The following is a 17,907-nucleotide window of genomic DNA, read 5'->3' on the forward strand; positions in this document are numbered from 1 at the left end:
GTATATGAAACCATTTACTCTGATGACAAGCGCTTCACTGGCATTATTACTCGCCCTCGGTTTAACCGCTTGTAGCGATAACAAAGCCGAGGACGCGGGTGAAAAAATTGATGAAGTGATGACTGATACAGGTAATGCCATCGAAGATGCCTGTGAAGAAGTCAAAGAAGGTGTTAAAGCTAAAGATACTAAGTGCTAAACAAACCTCATTTTAGGGTGGCAATAGACTCGTCTACTGCCACCCTTTTGAGTTAGCACCTAATTTAAACTTGAGTTAACACCTGGTTTCAACGACGCGATTCACCGATTTAGTCAGCCGTTTAACATGCAGCGGTTAAATCAAAAATACAGCATTGGAGGGCGCGTATGCTAAGCAAAATCCACATCAAATATTTCTACTTAGCAGGTGCCGTACTGCTAGCCTATTTTGCGGTAACGGGCACGTCTCCCCTGCTCACCTTTATTTGGGCTTGGACGAGCCTGTCGCTATTTTTAGTCGGTTCAGCCTACTGGTTTAATCTCGCCAGCATCTTTAGAAAGCGCCAAGATGGCACTATCCCTTGGTATATTCGCTGGGGCTTTATTCCGTTTCTATTGGGTAGCCGGCTGTATAACCATTGGGCGAGAAAACGCGACTCTGTGCCGTCGATGCAAAAGATAGATGAGCAGTTGTATCTCGGCTGCCGATTATTTTCTGCGGATCTGGAGAAAATCAAAGCCAATAAGATCACCGCAATTCTTGATGTGACCGCCGAATTTGATGGCTTAGATTGGTCGCAGTTTGAAGATCATATCGAGTATTTAAACATTCCCATCCTCGACCATAGCGTGCCGACCAGCGCCCAGCTCAATCAAGCCGTTAACTGGTTGCATCGCCAAGTACGCGCCAATAAACAGGTGCTGATCCACTGTGCTATGGGGCGTGGCCGTTCAGTACTGGTGCTCGCCGCCTATTTAGTCTGTAAAGATAAACAGCGCAACTTCTCCGAAGTATTGCAACAGATTAAGCAAGTCCGCAAAACCGCGGGCTTAAACAAATGGCAATTACGCGCCCTTGAGCACATGCTCAAGCAAGGCAAAATCAACATCCATAAAGTGGCGTGGATTATCGCCAACCCAGTCTCCGGCGGCGGAAAATGGCAACAATATGGCGAGCAAATCCAAGACGAACTAAAAGCCTATTTTGACCTAACGTTAAAACTCACCAGCGAAAATATCAGCGCAAACACCTTCGCCAAAAAAGCCCGCAATAACGGCGCAGATATCATTATTGCCTGTGGCGGCGATGGCACAGTGACAGAGGTGGCATCGGAAATAGTGAACACCGACATCGCCTTAGGGATCATTCCCCTAGGCACGACTAACGCCCTCAGCCACGCGCTATTTGGTTTAGGCAGTAAGCTCATTCCTGTATCTCAGGCGCTGGACAATATTATCCAAGGGCATTACCAAGCCATAGATACGGCTCGTTGTAATGAACAATTAGTCTTGTTACTTGTGGGGATTGGCTTTGAACAGCAGATGATTGAATCAGCCAACCGTGAACGTAAAAATGCCCTCGGCCAGTTTGCCTACCTCGATGGTTTATGGCGCGCCGTCAATGCCGATGTCACTTTAACCATACAGCTCAGCTTAGATGATGCCGAGCCCACAACATTGACCACCCATAGCCTTATTGTTGCCAATGCAGCCCCGTTTACCAGCGTATTAGCACAGGGCGATGGCGAGCCAAACATGACAGATGGCCTGCTCGATATTACCTGGCTAGATGCCGGCAGAGAGCCGACAGACAAGCTCCTTAGCCTAGCAGAATTAGCCATTGCTGGATGGGTAAAGGAAGGTAATAAAGACACGCATTCAAAGCTACCTGGTACGCCATCTAGCGCAACCAAGGTCCACCACGCCCATGCGAAAAAAGTGCGTATTAGTAGTGAGCCCAAATGTAAATATGTGATTGATGGCGAAATTTTTGAGCCCGCGGATCTCACCATTGAAGTTCAACCCGCATCTCTCAAGGTATTTGTGCCTTATCAAGAATCGACTGAAAATGCTATCGACCCAAAAATCATATAAATGACACTATCGCGATGTTTATTAAGATAAAAACAACAAGCGCAATAAGCACTCGCATAAAATTAAATTCACTCACTTTGGGGTGGGATTTTTGAGGACTATTGCTAAAATCCTGAAACTTACAGCCTATCGCTTGCGCGCATTGCTGCAAAACTTGCTGTAATTCCTGCTTGTCAGTGCTGTTAGCCAATTTCAGTTGACTCCCTTTAGGCTGCTGCACTTGTAAATAAGCGAGATAGTGATCTACCGTATCTTCCGCTTGGCGGTTACGGTCGAGCTGGTGCCAATGGGTTGTTTGTAGCAGATAGAGTTGCACAGCATTAATATCTGAAAAGGCATAGGCGCGCCAACGCCACAATCCAGGCAACTTCCCATTGAAGACACCTTTACCGAGCCACAATTGCTGTCGCTCGGTATCTAACCAAGATTGTTGCCGAACTAACGCTAGCGGCAGTACAGGGAACAACAGAAAAAATGCCACCCAACCAAGCACAAGCCGTAACACGGGCTCGGGTTGTAACCAGGCCGCCCTCGCACAAAGCAATCCAAGCACTAACAAGGCAATGGCAAAAAACCACAGTATAGGTCGGTACTGGGTACTCAACGCCTTGAGATAAAGCGCACTCTTAGGAGGTTGATTAAGTGTCACTGAACTTGTTCCTTGTTCCAAAAATTATCTCACCATCCCAAATTGACCTGTGCTAGTAACAATATGAGGCATTGATAGTTTACACAATCAACACCTAACTTATTTTTAGATCCTTTCGAGTTAAACCAACGACTGACATCAATGGAGATAACAGTTGCGATATCGCTCATACTGTAACGAAAAGCTGCAACTTTGCAGTTGCAGCTAAGGTGTTATTGACCCGCAGCGGTATCCTCACCAGTCCAGAGTCGCATGATGCGATAAGGTGGTTTGGCTGTTTCAGCTTCGCCATTAAAGGCTTTTGCTTTATGCAATTGATTCACTGAAATATATAACCAGCCCGTTTCACCAAATTGCACACTATCGGGAAAATCCAGCAATGGAGAACTGACCACTGTTGATAGCGTACCTTTGTTATCTAGCATAGATATGGCATTGTGGTTCAAATTGGTGAAGTAATGATTACCTTGTTTGGACGTTGCAGCGCCATCTGACACAGGCTTAGCTCCGACTAATTTTACAGTCGCGATAATTTTATCATTATTGCCTGTTTGTAAAGCCGCAGTCGATAACTGATACCAGTGAGTGCCATTCATTGCACCATAATAGAGTGTACTTCCATCGGCAGATAAACTGATGGGATTGACCGCGACACTAGCAACCTTGCCATTAAACAATGTTGTTTTGTTATCTATGTTCATTACTGCATCCGCTTCGGCCTGCAGCGAGCTATGACCTGAAAAACGTACGGTATGACCATCGTCGATACGCACTGCTAAGAGGCCTGGGTTGGCGATATCGGCTAAATAAATCCAACCTTTTTGTGAATCGACAACCAGATCCTGCATAAAGCTGCCTTTGGGCGCGAGTGCTTGTGGTAGGACAATTTGTTTATATAGACTGCCATCCTTAATGTTGAATCCCCAAATCCTCGTCTGACCTAATTCTAACCCCATATCTGCGGTCCAGAGGTGTCCAGCTTTGTCCTGAGCAATCCCTAATAAGGTATCAAATTGAGTCATATTGGCAGTCGAAGCTTTCTGCAAATCCATTGAAGGCCAAGCTTTGTAAGCATTGGTTTCACGATTAACTTCAATCAGTTGTATACCTGACGGCGTATCAAGTGGATGTACCGTGGCAAAAATCCGACCTTGTGCAGTGACGCTGACATTGCCAGGTCGTATTGGCAATTCAGCGACTGTTTCAAGACTTCCTACCGCTGGGGTAGCGTTTACAAAACTACTGGCAGTCAAAGAAAGCCATAATGCTGTAGTAAATAAGTGTTTCATATTCTATCTCCGCTTTTCTGTTTAAGGGCTGTAGAATAGGAGTTATTATTTACAAAAAAAATAGTGCAAAAATCGGTTCTGTTTCAATATTAATTTGATAATCAGCACTATTCCGCCGTCGGCTCACCCGCTTCGACTTGTTGCTCGTACTTGCTGAGCTTGTTGTAGAGGGTTTTTACACTGATCCCCAGTTGCTCGGCAGTGTCAGTTTTATTGCCTTGAGTGGTTTCTAATGCTTGATAAATGGCGATTTTTTCTAAGTCTTCTAAACGCATGCCCTGCGGAATAACCACTTGGTCATCGGCAGATGCCCCCATTTCACTCGCCTGTGGCAGTTGTAAGTGACTGGGTAAAATCTCTTGATCTGCCAAAATATAGGCTCGCTCAATGGCATGTTTTAATTCACGCACATTCCCTGGCCAAGGATATGCCGCAATCATCTGCGCACTGTCTTCAGCGAGGCTTTTATTCTGCTTTTCGGCCACATTACGATAGGCAAGAAAATGCTGCGCTAGCCCGAAAATATCATCGCCACGTTCCCTTAATGGCGGAACGCGGATAGGGAACTGGGCCAAACGGAAATACAAATCTTCGCGAAATTGCCCTGCCTCAATCGCCACTATGGGATCACGATTAGTTGCCGCCACAATCCGCACATTGGCATGCTGCACTTTGGCACCGCCAACGGGACGATATTCGCTATTTTCAAGCACTCTGAGTAACTTCACTTGATGCTCAATCGGCATTTCGGTGACTTCATCAAGAAATAAGGTTCCACCTTCTGCCTGCTCAAATACGCCTTTGTGATCGCGATTCGCACCAGTGAAAGCGCCTTTGACATGACCAAACAGCTCACTATCGACCAACTCAGGGCTTAATGCACCGCAGTTAATTGCAATAAAAGGCTCGTTCAATCTCGGGCTGGCAAGATGTATGGTATTGGCAACGAGCTCTTTCCCTGCGCCACTCTCACCAATAATCAGCACATTACTGTCGGTCGCAGAAACGCGACGTATCGTACGATACAGCTTGTGCATAGCTGCAGAGGAACCGACAAGCAAACCATATTGGTCTAGCTCGCTGGAAAAAGGCCGAGGCCGGATTGGTGATGAGACTAAATACTGGGCAAAATCGGCGAAGATGTCACTGATCAACGTCATATCGTAGGGTTTACGAAAATGATAACAGGCAAAATTCGACATTAACTGATCAAGATTGGGGTTCGGCTGACCGTCGGAGAGAAATATAAACTCGATATTAGACAAGGCTGTATTGTCCAGCAGCCCAAGATAATCCTCACGGCTAAGGCTAGACAGCTCAATGATGGCAACATCAATGTGGTTCGCCTCAAGCTGCTCTATCCAAGGTAAATCATCGACACTGCGTAGCTTATTAAAGTCGGCTGCGCCGGCGAGTTCAATGATAGCTTGCTCGGCGTTTACATCCTGCAGGTGATAAAAAAGTGTCAATCGAGCCATGCTATCCCACTCCCTGTGTATGAAGGGCTACTGTATGTCAGTCGTGAAATTTTAACAACAGCAACGGTAATAGTTGCCGATATTCTAAGAGGATGGCGCAAGTAACCGAGAATATCAGCCTAAAAATCAGCCTGTTAACATACCATTAAAAATGAGAACAAAATATGCATGGTAGCTGAACGAAACGCAATTAGTTAAGCCAAACCGTTAAACAGGACTGTGCCGAACACTGGCATTTGGAGGCATTCATGAAGTCTAATGTTGTGCAACATCAGACTGATATCCGCGCCGATATCAGTTTGATTGATGAAATAATAAAGCTCAATCAAGAAGGGCTAACATTCTACAATCAGGCAATGACGTACGTCGAAGACTATAACCTTAAGCGTATTTTTTCGACCAAAGCGAATATCCACCAACGAATGTTGACGCGTTTTGAACAGCTGCGCCCTCTAACTGGTGAGCCTATTCATGGTCTAAGTCATGCAATACCAGTGACTTATACTCAAGTGACCAAATTGCTGCAACAATGCCATATGGCACAAGCGATGGCCGCACTTGTCGCCATTGAACAACAAGTGTTAATCCAGATGAAACAAGCGGTAAGGCAAGCACATCAGCCACAGCTTGCCAATCAGCTCGCAGAAGGTGCCGCTTGGTTGCAAATCAGTTGCGATGGTATGAGTTCACTCAACCCCAGTTAATCCTTGTAGCTGTTAGCATCAGTGCACATCAATATGATGTCTCTGTACTAATACGGCTTGCTACTGCATACGCGAAACCTTACACACTCAACCGCACTTATTCGTGCGGTTTTTTTATGCTCTAAAGATGGCTTTGCTTACCAGCAAAAATTACATTTTGTCGGTAAAAAAGACCGACTTAGGGGAAATCGCTGAGACATGAAAATATCGAAATCATCAACTAAAATCATTTAAGTCAATGACTTAATAAAGCTGGCACGATTCACGCAATATCTAACATCGAGAAAACAACGGAGGATATGATTATGAAAACCACAACAGCATCAGTACTAGCGACCTTACTTGTCGGTTCAATCAGTTTAAATGTCGCCGCAGCTCAAGATTGGAAGGACGGGGCAAAGGATGCGTGGATCGATGGTAAAGCTGAAACCACTTTACTGCTCAACACTAACCTCAATTCCTTTGACATTATCACCGATGTGAAAGACGGAAACGTCACATTAACAGGTAAAGTGGAAAGCAGTGTCGATAAAGCCCTCGCCTCTGAACTGATCAAAAGTTTAGACGGGGTAAAAGATGTCGATAACCAACTCACTGTAATGAATGAGAAAGAAGGCACCAGTGACGTTGTCGCGTCGTTGACCGATTCTAAGGTTGCCACAGTCGTCAAAACCCGTTTACTGTTTTCAACCGATGTTTCTGGCACCCAGATTAATGTGGATGTCGCCAATGGTATCGTCACCTTAAAAGGTGAAGTTGCTAGCGATGCCGAACGTCAGTTAGCGCTGAAAATTGCTGAGAATACCGACGACGTGAAAAAGGTTGTCGATAAAATCAAAGTCGTAAAAAACATGTCTTAATGCTAGCAGTTAGTCTTGACTCAACGATTTGATCTAATTGGTTATAAAAGTGAGTCATAACAAAGCGTCACAAAAAACCAGCCTAGGCTGGTTTTTTTATGTCTATTATCAGATTTAATCAAGCTAGGTTTTCTATCTCGACTAAGGAAGACTAAATTGCGAAAACAAAAATCGAAGTGGGAAAATAAAAGCTGCGCTAAAATGTGGGCTCAGCGCTGGCTTCAAAGCCAAACTGGAACTCATAAAAATGCTGACCATTTTCGATACTGATGGCCATAGTGCCCGTTAAGCCCTGCAACTCGCCCGCGCCAGAATGGGGAACCACTTCTAAGATCAAACGGTTTTGCCCATCGGTCATAATGCCAAAATGTTGCAGCACGAAACTGCCCTGCTTACCGCATACATTGCCAACCACTTGTTCAATCGCCACATAGCCAGCCGAGCCTTTGACTGACGTCATCGCACTGAGCATTTCACCTTGACTGCGGCCCTCAAGCTCACCATAAAAGGTTTTATCTAAGGCCATACGCCCTAACGTCACGCCGCCAACCCCTGTCGCATAGGGGCTATCTGGGGTGAGCTTAACATCAAATTTCCCAGTGATTTTGCTAACTTGCATGACACTCTCCTTGTCAAAACCTTATGCCAAGTCTATCTACCCGAGAATGCTTGCCGCTGCGGCAAGCATCACACACGGAACGAAAAATAACTTAGCACAAGCCTGCGCAGATCCATAATGCATTTACTCCCGACCCGTTGCGCACGACTACTCACTACTGAGTTATGTTAGTGATGCCAGTTTCACTGACTGTCACCTCTAAGGTTTTGACGATTTCAGGGCTTTCAGACATAGGTTGGTCAGGCGCTCTATCGCGATAAGTCACGGCAATTTTGAATGGAGCTTCGAAGGGATAAACAGGTTCAATACTGTCCACCTCAATGCGATCGCCTAGCACGACGCTGCCTAAATGCTTCAAATTATTGTGTTCAAAATCGAGGCTAAACAAGCCAAGATACCAAAATGCCCCCGAACCTTGAGTCGTCACAATAAACGGTGCCACAAAGGGCATAGTCTGCATTTTAGGATCATCTTGAATTGGCGCGTTACTCTGGGTATCAGGCTCTAAAGCGGGATCGAAATTTAACGGCGTAATGCGCAAATAATCCAGTAATACTCGGCCTTTTACCTCGCCATCTTGATAATCGCCCATCGCAAATTCCGTTTGCTTGATCTTAATAAAATGGGTCAAGGCAACCGATTTACCGCCCTCTGGTAGGGTAATTTCAAACGGGTTAGCGGTATTTAAGCTAAAGAGTTTAAGCATCACTTCCGACGCATTCGCCACCGGCTTAACCTCAAGCGGTGTCACCACTTCGACCTCATTGGCCTGTGCCTGCGCTTTTTCCTGTGCCATAGCCTCGTCGTATTGCATGACCTTACCATCTTCCATCACCATATAAATATCATCATTGGTCATGTTGAAACGGTAAATACCCGCGGCAAGTATGGCGAATATCACTAAGGTGCCCGCTAGGGTTAACTTTACAAACGTACTCATTTTCTCTCCCCAATCGCGCGCTTTGTGCGCTGCTTTTCTAACACTGATCAACTTCAAATCAATGTCGGAGCAGTATTACAGATACTGAGTTAAAGCGGAGTGGGTAAAGTGTAAAAAAGTGACGCTATTTTGAAATTTGTCAGGCCAAGTTCAGTTTATCCCTAGCCGAGATAACTAAAGACATTGAATTTTTATCACCTTACCGTCGTCAAGCTTAAAAAATGCATCTTGCGGCATTTCTTGTGCCCATAAAGCTTGATAATCCAGATCTGCATAAATGCCGCGAAACACGGCCCCAGATAAAGCATGAGAAACGACAATGACGCGTTCAGGGATGCTAGGATCGTTTAGCCAATCCTTAAGACGCCCACTTATACTTGTAAATGACTCAGCATTCGGAGCATAGGTATACCAGTCGACGATGCCACTTAACTCAGGCTGAGATTGCTTAATATCTGGGACGCGCTGCTGTTCCCAATCACCAAGACCGAATTCAATTAAACGCGCATCCTTTTGTAACCGTGCAACAGGAAAACCAATTTGTTGACAAATAATTTCTGCGGTCTGTACTGCTCGCCCTAACGGACTAACATGAAATGCCCATTCATCCACACTGTATACATGCTGCTTCAAGACCTCCCCAACCGCTTGTGCCTGTAACTCTCCCAGTGCCGTTAAAGGAGAATTACAACGTCCCTGTAAACGTAGCTCTGCGTTAAATTGTGTCTGCCCATGACGTAATAGATAAATCGTTTTTTTAATCAATTTGAGAACCTAGAAACATATTGTTGAAACACAGACTTGGTGTTGTATGCTAAGCTACGCTTTGGCATTGATAATGGGAAATGTCATTATTCAGTATCAAATGACGTCCTTTAGCATCAGAATGTAAAATACTCAAACTTACTGGACGAATGGTATTCCAAAGTGTTTCAGAATTTTGTTCCGTCAGGAAATAGTTAGTCAATAATTTAACCATCAAAGACTCTAATACAATAAGCACATTACCACTGTATAGCATGCCAATATTTTCAATGATTTCAAAAAGACGTTTCTCTACTATTTTTAATTGAGTATAAATAGATGAGCAAAACCCACGGGATTGCAACATCATAGTATGAATACACAGGGTTAAATCAAAACATTCTCCATTAACGTCAAAATCGGCTTTAAAATCCTCCAATGCTAACTTTTTAATCACAGATATGGATCTTTTCCGTCCCTGGTTTAATATTCCAGCCGTTTCTATTGATAATGGTGACGTGCAAGAGTATACAATTTCAAACCGAGTATCCCTCAATGAGTTTGCTAGCATATTTGCATGCAATTCTCCGAGATTAGACAGTGAATGATGAGAAGGTGCAGACAGGTCGTACACGTCTAAAGATTTTGCATCCCCTTGACTAATTAGATATATAGTAGCCAATTAAATCACCTCAAATTTTATATTAAGTTCGACAATTTTAGCCGAGAGCAAGCTAAAGCAACCGACACTCGGCTACATTTTAGGCGGTTAAAAAACGTGGCGGACACCTAATGTAACAACTTTATCGTCGCCAACATCTTGCTTTATGCCAGACAATCTATATTCGCCTTCGTATACGGAAAAATGAGTATAAACTCGAGTCGATTTAGTCACTTTTTTATCGATACCAATAGTAAACTGGCTGATATCAACATCAGTCACCTCATCATTTTGGCCAACAAGTTTAGAAAAATAGCCACCTAATCCAGAGCGATCTTTACCAAACTCAGCTTTCAGTGTGATACCGGATAAATCATAGGTCGCATTGATAAAATAGGAGTGCCCTTTCATGTTGGAAAATGTCAAATTCTCAGTATGTTGAAATATCCCACCAAGTTTAACGTCTCCTAACTTAATTTGTGTAACAGCACGATAAGCATCGATATTCGCAATACCTTTATTAAGTGCTGCTGCTAAATAATAATGACTATTCTTGAGTTCCTTATCACCACTAGTCATACTTAATGCGTACAAATTGTCATCGACACCATAATTATCTTGCATTAAGTAAGTGGCATTAAAATCAACTAGACCGAATAACTTTGGAGAGTAATACCACAGACCATCAGCACTTCTGGTCTGTCCAGCGACTAATTGATTAATATCAGCATTCGTTGTACCAAAAATATCAACCTTACCCTCTGACGTTTTAAAAACTGTATCATTTCGACCAATAAGCAAAGAGCCATAAACTGTTTCAATACCTAAATAGCTATTCCTTGCAGAGAATACTTTGCTAGAATCATTGGCACGGTTAGACATATTATTTACGCCAAACTCCATCTTGTAGATAATTTTAATGTCGTCATTTATGTTTGATTTACCTTTGAGACCAATATTGGATGAGTTATTTTCAAGATAAGTGCCACTCTCGCCCACGTTCACTCCGCTAGTACCACTGTAAACAGTTGAACCTAAGTCTGAATGGGTAACTGATAAATCAAGTCGCCCATAGATACTAGGCGATTCATCTGCTGTAACAGATGCTGAGTAAATGGCAAATACTAAAGCGGTTAAAATTGTTTTTTTCATTATGTTTCTCTTACTTAGTTTGATATTAATGGTTTAAGAAGAAACTCTTTACAAAGGTCATGACAATTAACGCCATGACCTACTCGGCTTATCAATCGACCATAGTGACTTTCTTAGAACGCCATACAGAAGCTGCGAGTACAATGGATAGTATTGAAGTGCCTAACCAGAAGTATTGCGCACTACCAAAGTCATAATGCTTAACACCTGCCACTTCGGTAACTAGGATTAATTTTGAAGAAACAATTTCTTGCAGGGATGCCGCGAGGTAAGAGAACAAACCTATGAAACCCTTCACTGCGCCTACCGCATTTTTAGGCATTAAGTCACAGGCCGTTAAACCGGCAAGGAATACGACTAAACCACCGATTGAAAAACCGATCAGGCCCAGACCAAAGGCATCCATAGTGCGACTCTCTGAACCCCAGAACAGTAGGCACATACCAACTATATTTGCTAAACCGTATAAGAAGGTCGGAATATGACGATTCGCATTAAATACTTTGTCAGAAATAATCCCAGATAAAATAGCCCCAAAGAATCCTGCTATCGGATATGAAGACATAGCAACACCCGCATCAATCAAGGAATAGTTTTTTTCCGATTGCAGATACAGCACGGCCCAAGAACTCATAGCATAACGCGATGAATACATTGCCGCACACGCTAAGGCAATAATCCAAACAACGGGTTGTTTTAATACAAACAATTGAGCTTTACGAATAGCGACAGGATCATGCCCTTTAACTGACTCAGGCTCTTCGCCATAAGCAGTTGCAGGATCTGGTAAACCATAGGTACGAGGACGATCCTTTAGTAGCATGAGCATACAAGCTGCAGCGGCAAATGCAGCAATACCAGCCCCAATAAAGCCTATCTGCCAGCCAAAAAAGCTTACTAATGAAGCCGTTAAAATCCAGCTAATTGCTTCACCGATATTGCGTGAGCCGCCCCATATAGAATAAACACTGCCCCTTTGTTTAGGTGAGTACCAATGGAAGATTGAAACACATGAAGGAGCAGAACCCACTGATTGGAACCAGCCATTCATCCCCCAAAGTACTACAAAGAATACCCCTGCAACCCCCATTCCCATTGCCATGCAAGCAATAGAGGAAAGCATCAAGGAAACAGACATAAAACGGCCAATGTTAGCATAATCCGCTAAAAATCCATTTGAGAACTTACCAAATGCATAAGTAAAGAAGAATGCTGAGCCCATCAAACCTAATTCTTCAATGGTTACAACACCAGCGTCGAGCATAGGTTTTTTAACCACACTCAACGCCATACGTACTACATAAAACATGGCATAGCCGAACACTAAGCCGATAAAAACCTGCCATTGATATTTTTTATAAATTGAACGAATTTTTTCGGGCGTCTCGTTCATAATAGGTAGATCAGCACCGGTTTGAAAAAATTTCTTTATCATAGCTTGCTCCAAAAGTTGGAAGTCTAGTTAGCCAAAAAGTAACGATGCACATATTAAGAATTCGTGTAACATCATTTTCACAGACACCTTAATATCCGATATGAATTGCAACAAATTGACGAAAATGAGTTAGTTTTGACACAAACTCGTCCTAGAAGCGCTAATTCCTATGTGTTAATACAAGGCGCGAACGATAAAGATGGCTTAAGCTATTTTCAGCCCTAAAAAATCGAGTCAAATTTGACTCAACTAGAATCAAACAAGAATTTAAAATTTTAAAAAATATGCGAGTTGAATCACTTAATAAGGTATTAATGCCATGAGTTACATAAAACTGGACGCAATAAGTCATGTTCTGCAAATAAAATTTAAAATTTTGACTCCATTTTTATTACTTCTGTGGATAAGCATAGGCATAAGCTCGCTCTTTAATTCCGCCTCTGCAGCAGAACCTCTAGTGGTATTAACCACCTTTTCTGAAGAACCTATGGGCGCCTTGTTTGAAGAATTTAAACAGTTAAATCCAGACATCCCCATTCAAGTGGTATATCGCAGAACTGGACCCGCGTTAAAGTGGGTAAAACAATCATCCATACATCCAGTAGATATGATTATTTCTTCTACTCCTACCTTCTTTCGCGATTTGGATAATGCGGGGCTTATTGTCGCCCCATCAGAACGCTATGACATGCCGCCTTGGTTAAAAATACATGACCTTACTAAAAGCAATAAAACCATAGCATTAGGCTATTCTGGGATAACGATTATGTATAATCAGCGCTACCTAGAAAAAAACAACTTACCCATACCCCATACTTGGAAAGATCTCGCTGCAGCACAATTTTCTGGGCACATTATGATGAGTACGCCAAACAATTCTGGCACCACTCATATGATGGTCGAAGGAGTGCTACAACAAAAAGGCTGGATTCAAGGCTGGGCATTACTAAGGGAAATAGGTGGAAATTTGGCCTCAGTTTCAGCAAGAAGTTTTGGAGTGAGTGAATCGATATCTAGGGGGCTTGTTGGCGCTGGCGTTGTAATAGATAGCTATGCAATTGACGCTAAATATAAATTTGACTTTACCAATTTTAATTATCTACCCAATACCGTTATACTTCCGACTTATATTTCCGTTACTTCCCGTGGCAGAAGTAAAGCGAATGTTGAAAAGCTTATCCAATATTTTCTCTCTACCAATGGCCAAAAGCTTATTAGTTCTAGTGCTGTCGCCAAACACTCACTGACAGATGCTAGCCTTGCTAAAAGCACACAACCCGTCATTAATGAAGAAGTACTGTTTAACAGAGCCGATATTATCAATTCATTATTCGATCAGGTGATTACCTATCAATTATCTAAACTACAACTAGCATGGAAACTTATCCATCAAGCAGAAAAATCGGTCACCATTTCCGCTGATGAACAACAACTGATCAGCCAAGCACGACTATTAGCAAGTTCAGTCCCTATTAGTGAAGCCGAGTCTTTATCATTAGCATTGCAGAATCAATTCATGCTGCTTTCAACTGAACATAAGCACACCACAGAAATAGAACAAATTTTGTACCAATGGCGCCAAAAGAGTGAATCTCAATTAGATCAAGCCATTAGCTTGATGAACAGCTTAGTGTCCAAAAAATCATGAAAAAATATCATTTCAAAATACCGACAACATTAGGAAGTAAATTAATGCTCGCTTTTGCGAGCATGACATTTCTTAATCTATCTATAGGAATTACTACGGCTTTTATTTGGGATGAACTCAGCAATAAGATAAATAATATTGTCGAGCATAGTCTGCCACCACTTAATGGCGCATATATATTAGAAAGGTCCAGTGGGAATTTGCAGAGCATTATATCTAACAGCTATAAAATTAAAGATGAACTTGATTATCAAGAATTTGAGGCTGATATAAAAAATGAAATTACAACTATTGAAAAAAACTATATTAACAGCACCCCGGATAACGAGTCACTTTCAGAACAACGGATTGCCCTCGATCATTTTTCAAATTTGATCGAGCAACAAGATGCGCTATTAAAACAAAAAATTACTTATAGCCAAGAACTTAATAACTTACAAAAACGAATTACTTGGTTACATCAAGATCTTAATGATGAGATGACGCCCTTAATGCAAGAGGTCGAGTGGCACGTGACTCGCTTACTGTCACATCCGGTAGGAAATACCTCGCCAAATGCCTTAATGAGTGAATTTTTTATTTTACAGGAATTATCCGCTAAAGAAACGGAACTTTTTACCTTAGTCAATGAAATTATTGATCAAAGATACACGCGAGAATTAACGAGTGCCTTCTATTATCTTGATCAAAAAACAATCGAAATTGAAGCGTTAGCAGAAAAACTAAAAAGTTTTCCTTCCACGATTAGCCATAGGCAAATAATGAAGAATCTAATCACTCTTATCAGTTCTAATGGTGAATTAATTCGACTCTTAAAACTGGATACTGAAGCTCAACTGGCGTTATCACAACTAGCAGCCCCATTAACTCAAGTCTTAACCCAATTTCACCATAAAAACATTGATACCTTGGAACAATCCAGCCAAGCATTCAACTCATTAAACATCAATACTAAATCCATGATAATAAATGGAAAGTTGATTATTTTTCTGATATCCGTAGTTTCTATTTTAATCAGTATTTTAGTGCTCGCAATCCTCATCCGACAACGAGTATTAAAACGCCTTAACACCCTAGAAATTGATTTAGAAAATGTCGCTAATGGCCATTTAGACTGGCCGATAGCGACACAAGGAAAAGACGAAATTGGCCATATGGGTGACTGCTTGCGACAATTCTGTGTCGATATGCAGGCAATGGTTAAGAGTAATGCTTTAACACTTATCAATAATGCCCAAGCCAGCTTGATTACCTGTTATCCCAACGGGGAAATTGAATCGGCAAACCCTCAGGCATTACAATTACTGAGTTTAACCACGCTCGCCCCACGACTAACCCTTTGGCAAGCATTCCCCGCCACGAGCCAGCAGGTGTTATCGCAACAATTCGCGATTGATAGTGAGTTGCAACGAACGGGACAAAGTGAATGCATCCTCAATTTACTCAAGAATAACACACCCCAATACTTGCATTTTCACCTGCAGGCATTCGAACACGCACGACAAGCAAAATACATGGTTACTATTACTGACATCACCAAACAAGAGCTCAATGCCCGCGAACTTGAGTCCTTAGTCGCAGACAGGACTTTAAATCTAACCATTAAAAATCAAGAACTAATGGCAGAAATAGAACAACGTGGCATCGCAGAAAGGCATTTACGTCAAGCACAAGCGGATCTTATACAAGCTGCAAAAATGGCTGCTGTAGGTCAGACAATGACAAGTCTAGCTCACGAGTTAAATCAACCGCTTTCAGCTGTCAGTACCTATCTGTACAGTTGCCGTTTGGCCTTAGCCTCAAATCAGTTCGACTTACTCAATGACATGATAGGTAAAACCGAAAAGATGAATTTACGTATGGCTAAAATCATCTCTGCCATTAGAAATTTCGCTCGAAAATCCCCCAGTAATATCGAAGCTGTCAGCCTAGATATCCGTCAACTCGTTAGTAACGCATTGGTATTAGTGGAAACCCGAGTTAAAAATGAAAACATCATTATTCATAATGAGTTAGATAAAGACTACATGATAATGGCAGACGCGGTTCAGGTAGAACAAGTACTGCTGAATATCCTAATTAACGCTATGGACGCCACCGCAAGTCAATTAGATAAGCAGATCTATATATCAGTATTAAAGCAAACGAGCGCCAAATTAACACTGGCAATTTACGATAATGGCCCAGGATTTGACCCGAGTATTTTGCCTCTTATATTCAACCCGTTTAACACGACTAAGGCTGTAGGTCTGGGCTTAGGGTTGAGTATTTGTCGCTCAATACTCGAACGTTTTAAAGCTGAGATTTATGTAGCATCACACCTAAGTGGCGGCGCTATGATTATTTTGGAGTTTCACAATGCAGATTGAAAATTCGATGCAGTTTAATGTGCTACTTGTCGATGATGATGAGGATGTACTCACAGCATATCGCCATTTATTACACCTATCAGGGTACAGCGCTAAGGCCACCAACTCGCCAGCTAAAGCCTTAGCGTTACTCAATGAAAACTGGAATGGCGTTGTCGTCTCAGATATTTATATGCCCGCAATGAATGGCATGGATTTACTCGATGAAGTCAAAAAAGTTGATCCTGAAATTCCTGTCATCATGATCACTGGCCACGGTGATATTCCACTCGCGGTCGAGGCAGTCAAACGCGGTGCTTTCGATTTCCTTGAAAAACCTCTCGACTCAGCCCAATTCTTACAACTGCTCAAACGAGCTCAACAAATCCGTCATGGGCTCATAGAACAGAGAGAAGCTATCTCTAGCACTTTTAAGGAACATTTATTCGGCACCAGTGAGCAGATCAATCTAATACGCCAACAACTGAGCCAAATAGCTAAAATAGATAAGGATGTGATGATTGAAGGGCAAATGGGCACAGGTCGTCACTTAGTCGCATCTGTACTGCACAGCTTAAGTCAATATAAAAACAACAGCTTAATCATCCATGATTGCAAAGAACATCCCACATTTCCCGAATTAGAAACCAGTATAGCTAAAGCCCAAAATGGTACCTTAGTACTGCGTTCACTAACTCAGCTAGACCATGATCATCAACGCTGGCTATGTACTCGCTTACTGGATCAGGAAAGACTAAATACAAAAAGCCACCGTACGATTTGTATTTTCGATACCAATCCAGATGATGAAGTCAAAACAGGGGCCCTATTACCTGAGTTATATTACTACTTCTCACAGGCACGTATCCAATTGCCAAAACTCGCTGAACGCAAGAGTGATATTATTCCTTTATTCCGAAATTTCGTAAGCCAAAGCTGTAAGCGTTTCGATATTCCTATTCCCAAAATTGACTTGAATTATATTGATATTCTTAAGCGCTACCACTGGCCGGGAAACATCCGAGAGTTACGAAATCTTGCCGAACTCTATGCTGTTGGCATCATAAAACTACCCGGCGAAGAAGCCCTGAAACTAGTACAAGCCCCTGACGCGCCGTTGGATGAGCTCGTTGACGCATATGAAAAACAAGTCATTGAAAATATTCTTCATCTTTGTTCAGGAAGAGTCACAGATGCCGCAAATTACTTAGGCATTCCTCGGAAAAAACTGTACCTGAGGATGAAAAAACTCAATCTTGAAAAGGATAAATTTAAACCTAAGTCTTAACCACTGTCAGAATTGTATA

16 protein-coding genes are annotated in these 17,907 nt (G+C 42.4%); 7 read left to right on the forward strand and 9 right to left on the reverse strand.

The annotated features are described in order from the left end of the window. Positions 1-4 precede the first annotated feature (4 nt). Both Q4Q57_RS00800 and Q4Q57_RS00805 read left to right on the forward strand, forming a co-directional pair. Positions 5-199 (forward strand): hypothetical protein, encoded by a 195-nt coding sequence (locus Q4Q57_RS00800; protein ID WP_006085205.1) that lies wholly within the window; start codon positions 5-7, stop codon positions 197-199. 167 nt (positions 200-366) lie between these two features. Continuing rightward, a complete protein-coding gene (locus Q4Q57_RS00805; RefSeq protein ID WP_311889275.1) occupies positions 367-2,073 on the forward strand; it encodes a diacylglycerol kinase family protein in 1,707 nt (568 codons plus the stop codon). Here the strand turns inward: Q4Q57_RS00805 and Q4Q57_RS00810 are convergent. The 3 genes from Q4Q57_RS00810 to Q4Q57_RS00820 form a co-directional block, all read right to left on the reverse strand. Beyond that, positions 2,066-2,722 (reverse strand): hypothetical protein, encoded by a 657-nt coding sequence (locus Q4Q57_RS00810; protein WP_012088707.1) that lies wholly within the window; start codon positions 2,720-2,722, stop codon positions 2,066-2,068. The two genes, Q4Q57_RS00805 and Q4Q57_RS00810, sit on opposite strands and share 8 nt — an antisense overlap. A 212-nt stretch (positions 2,723-2,934) precedes the next feature. Then, complete coding sequence (locus tag Q4Q57_RS00815) at positions 2,935-4,011, reverse strand: L-dopachrome tautomerase-related protein (RefSeq protein WP_311889276.1); 1,077 nt, start codon at positions 4,009-4,011, stop codon at positions 2,935-2,937. 107 nt (positions 4,012-4,118) lie between these two features. Beyond that, complete coding sequence (locus Q4Q57_RS00820; protein ID WP_311889277.1) at positions 4,119-5,489, reverse strand: sigma-54 dependent transcriptional regulator; 1,371 nt, start codon at positions 5,487-5,489, stop codon at positions 4,119-4,121. Between the two features lie 248 nt (positions 5,490-5,737). On the opposite strand from Q4Q57_RS00820, the gene Q4Q57_RS00825 reads away from it, so the two are divergent. Both Q4Q57_RS00825 and Q4Q57_RS00830 read left to right on the forward strand, forming a co-directional pair. Beyond that, positions 5,738-6,193 (forward strand): hypothetical protein, encoded by a 456-nt coding sequence (locus tag Q4Q57_RS00825; RefSeq protein WP_012088704.1) that lies wholly within the window; start codon positions 5,738-5,740, stop codon positions 6,191-6,193. Between the two features lie 305 nt (positions 6,194-6,498). Beyond that, positions 6,499-7,053: a BON domain-containing protein gene (locus Q4Q57_RS00830; RefSeq protein WP_006080940.1), complete on the forward strand. Its 555-nt coding sequence runs from the start codon at positions 6,499-6,501 to the stop codon at positions 7,051-7,053. A 196-nt stretch (positions 7,054-7,249) separates the two neighbouring features. Here Q4Q57_RS00830 and Q4Q57_RS00835 read toward each other — a convergent pair whose 3' ends face one another. The 6 genes from Q4Q57_RS00835 to Q4Q57_RS00860 form a co-directional block, all read right to left on the reverse strand. Beyond that, entirely contained in the window at positions 7,250-7,672 is a 423-nt protein-coding gene (locus Q4Q57_RS00835; protein WP_311889278.1) for a DUF3224 domain-containing protein, read from the reverse strand. Between the two features lie 154 nt (positions 7,673-7,826). After that, on the reverse strand, positions 7,827-8,612 hold the full coding sequence (locus tag Q4Q57_RS00840; RefSeq protein WP_311889280.1) for a hypothetical protein: 786 nt from the start codon (positions 8,610-8,612) through the stop codon (positions 7,827-7,829). Positions 8,613-8,786: 174 nt separating this feature from the next. Beyond that, positions 8,787-9,377, reverse strand: a complete 591-nt coding sequence (locus Q4Q57_RS00845) for a histidine phosphatase family protein (RefSeq protein ID WP_300484012.1) — start codon at positions 9,375-9,377, stop codon at positions 8,787-8,789. A gap of 49 nt (positions 9,378-9,426) precedes the next feature. Next, the gene (locus tag Q4Q57_RS00850) at positions 9,427-10,038 is read right to left on the reverse strand and encodes a hypothetical protein (protein WP_300484014.1); all 612 of its coding nucleotides are present in this window, start codon (positions 10,036-10,038) and stop codon (positions 9,427-9,429) included. Between the two features lie 87 nt (positions 10,039-10,125). Then, positions 10,126-11,169, reverse strand: coding sequence for a porin (locus Q4Q57_RS00855; RefSeq protein ID WP_311889282.1), 1,044 nt, complete (start codon positions 11,167-11,169; stop codon positions 10,126-10,128). A gap of 91 nt (positions 11,170-11,260) precedes the next feature. Beyond that, positions 11,261-12,604 (reverse strand): MFS transporter, encoded by a 1,344-nt coding sequence (locus Q4Q57_RS00860; RefSeq protein ID WP_300484018.1) that lies wholly within the window; start codon positions 12,602-12,604, stop codon positions 11,261-11,263. Between the two features lie 319 nt (positions 12,605-12,923). Between Q4Q57_RS00860 and Q4Q57_RS00865 the strand changes: the two genes are divergently transcribed. The 3 genes from Q4Q57_RS00865 to Q4Q57_RS00875 are packed head-to-tail and all read left to right on the forward strand — an operon-like array spanning position 12,924 to position 17,888. Beyond that, positions 12,924-14,252, forward strand: a complete 1,329-nt coding sequence (locus Q4Q57_RS00865; protein ID WP_311889284.1) for an ABC transporter substrate-binding protein — start codon at positions 12,924-12,926, stop codon at positions 14,250-14,252. Beyond that, positions 14,249-16,621 (forward strand): ATP-binding protein, encoded by a 2,373-nt coding sequence (locus tag Q4Q57_RS00870; RefSeq protein WP_311889286.1) that lies wholly within the window; start codon positions 14,249-14,251, stop codon positions 16,619-16,621. The genes Q4Q57_RS00865 and Q4Q57_RS00870 overlap by 4 nt, the downstream gene beginning before the upstream one ends. Further along, positions 16,611-17,888 carry a sigma-54 dependent transcriptional regulator gene (locus Q4Q57_RS00875; RefSeq protein ID WP_311889288.1) on the forward strand — a complete coding sequence of 426 codons (1,278 nt, stop codon included), beginning with the start codon at positions 16,611-16,613 and terminating at the stop codon, positions 17,886-17,888. The genes Q4Q57_RS00870 and Q4Q57_RS00875 overlap by 11 nt, the downstream gene beginning before the upstream one ends. The last annotated feature ends 19 nt before the right edge of the window (positions 17,889-17,907 follow it).

The sequence above is a fragment of the Shewanella sp. SP2S2-6 genome (assembly GCF_031931965.1).
GTDB classification, from domain to species: Bacteria; Pseudomonadota; Gammaproteobacteria; order Enterobacterales; family Shewanellaceae; genus Shewanella; species Shewanella baltica.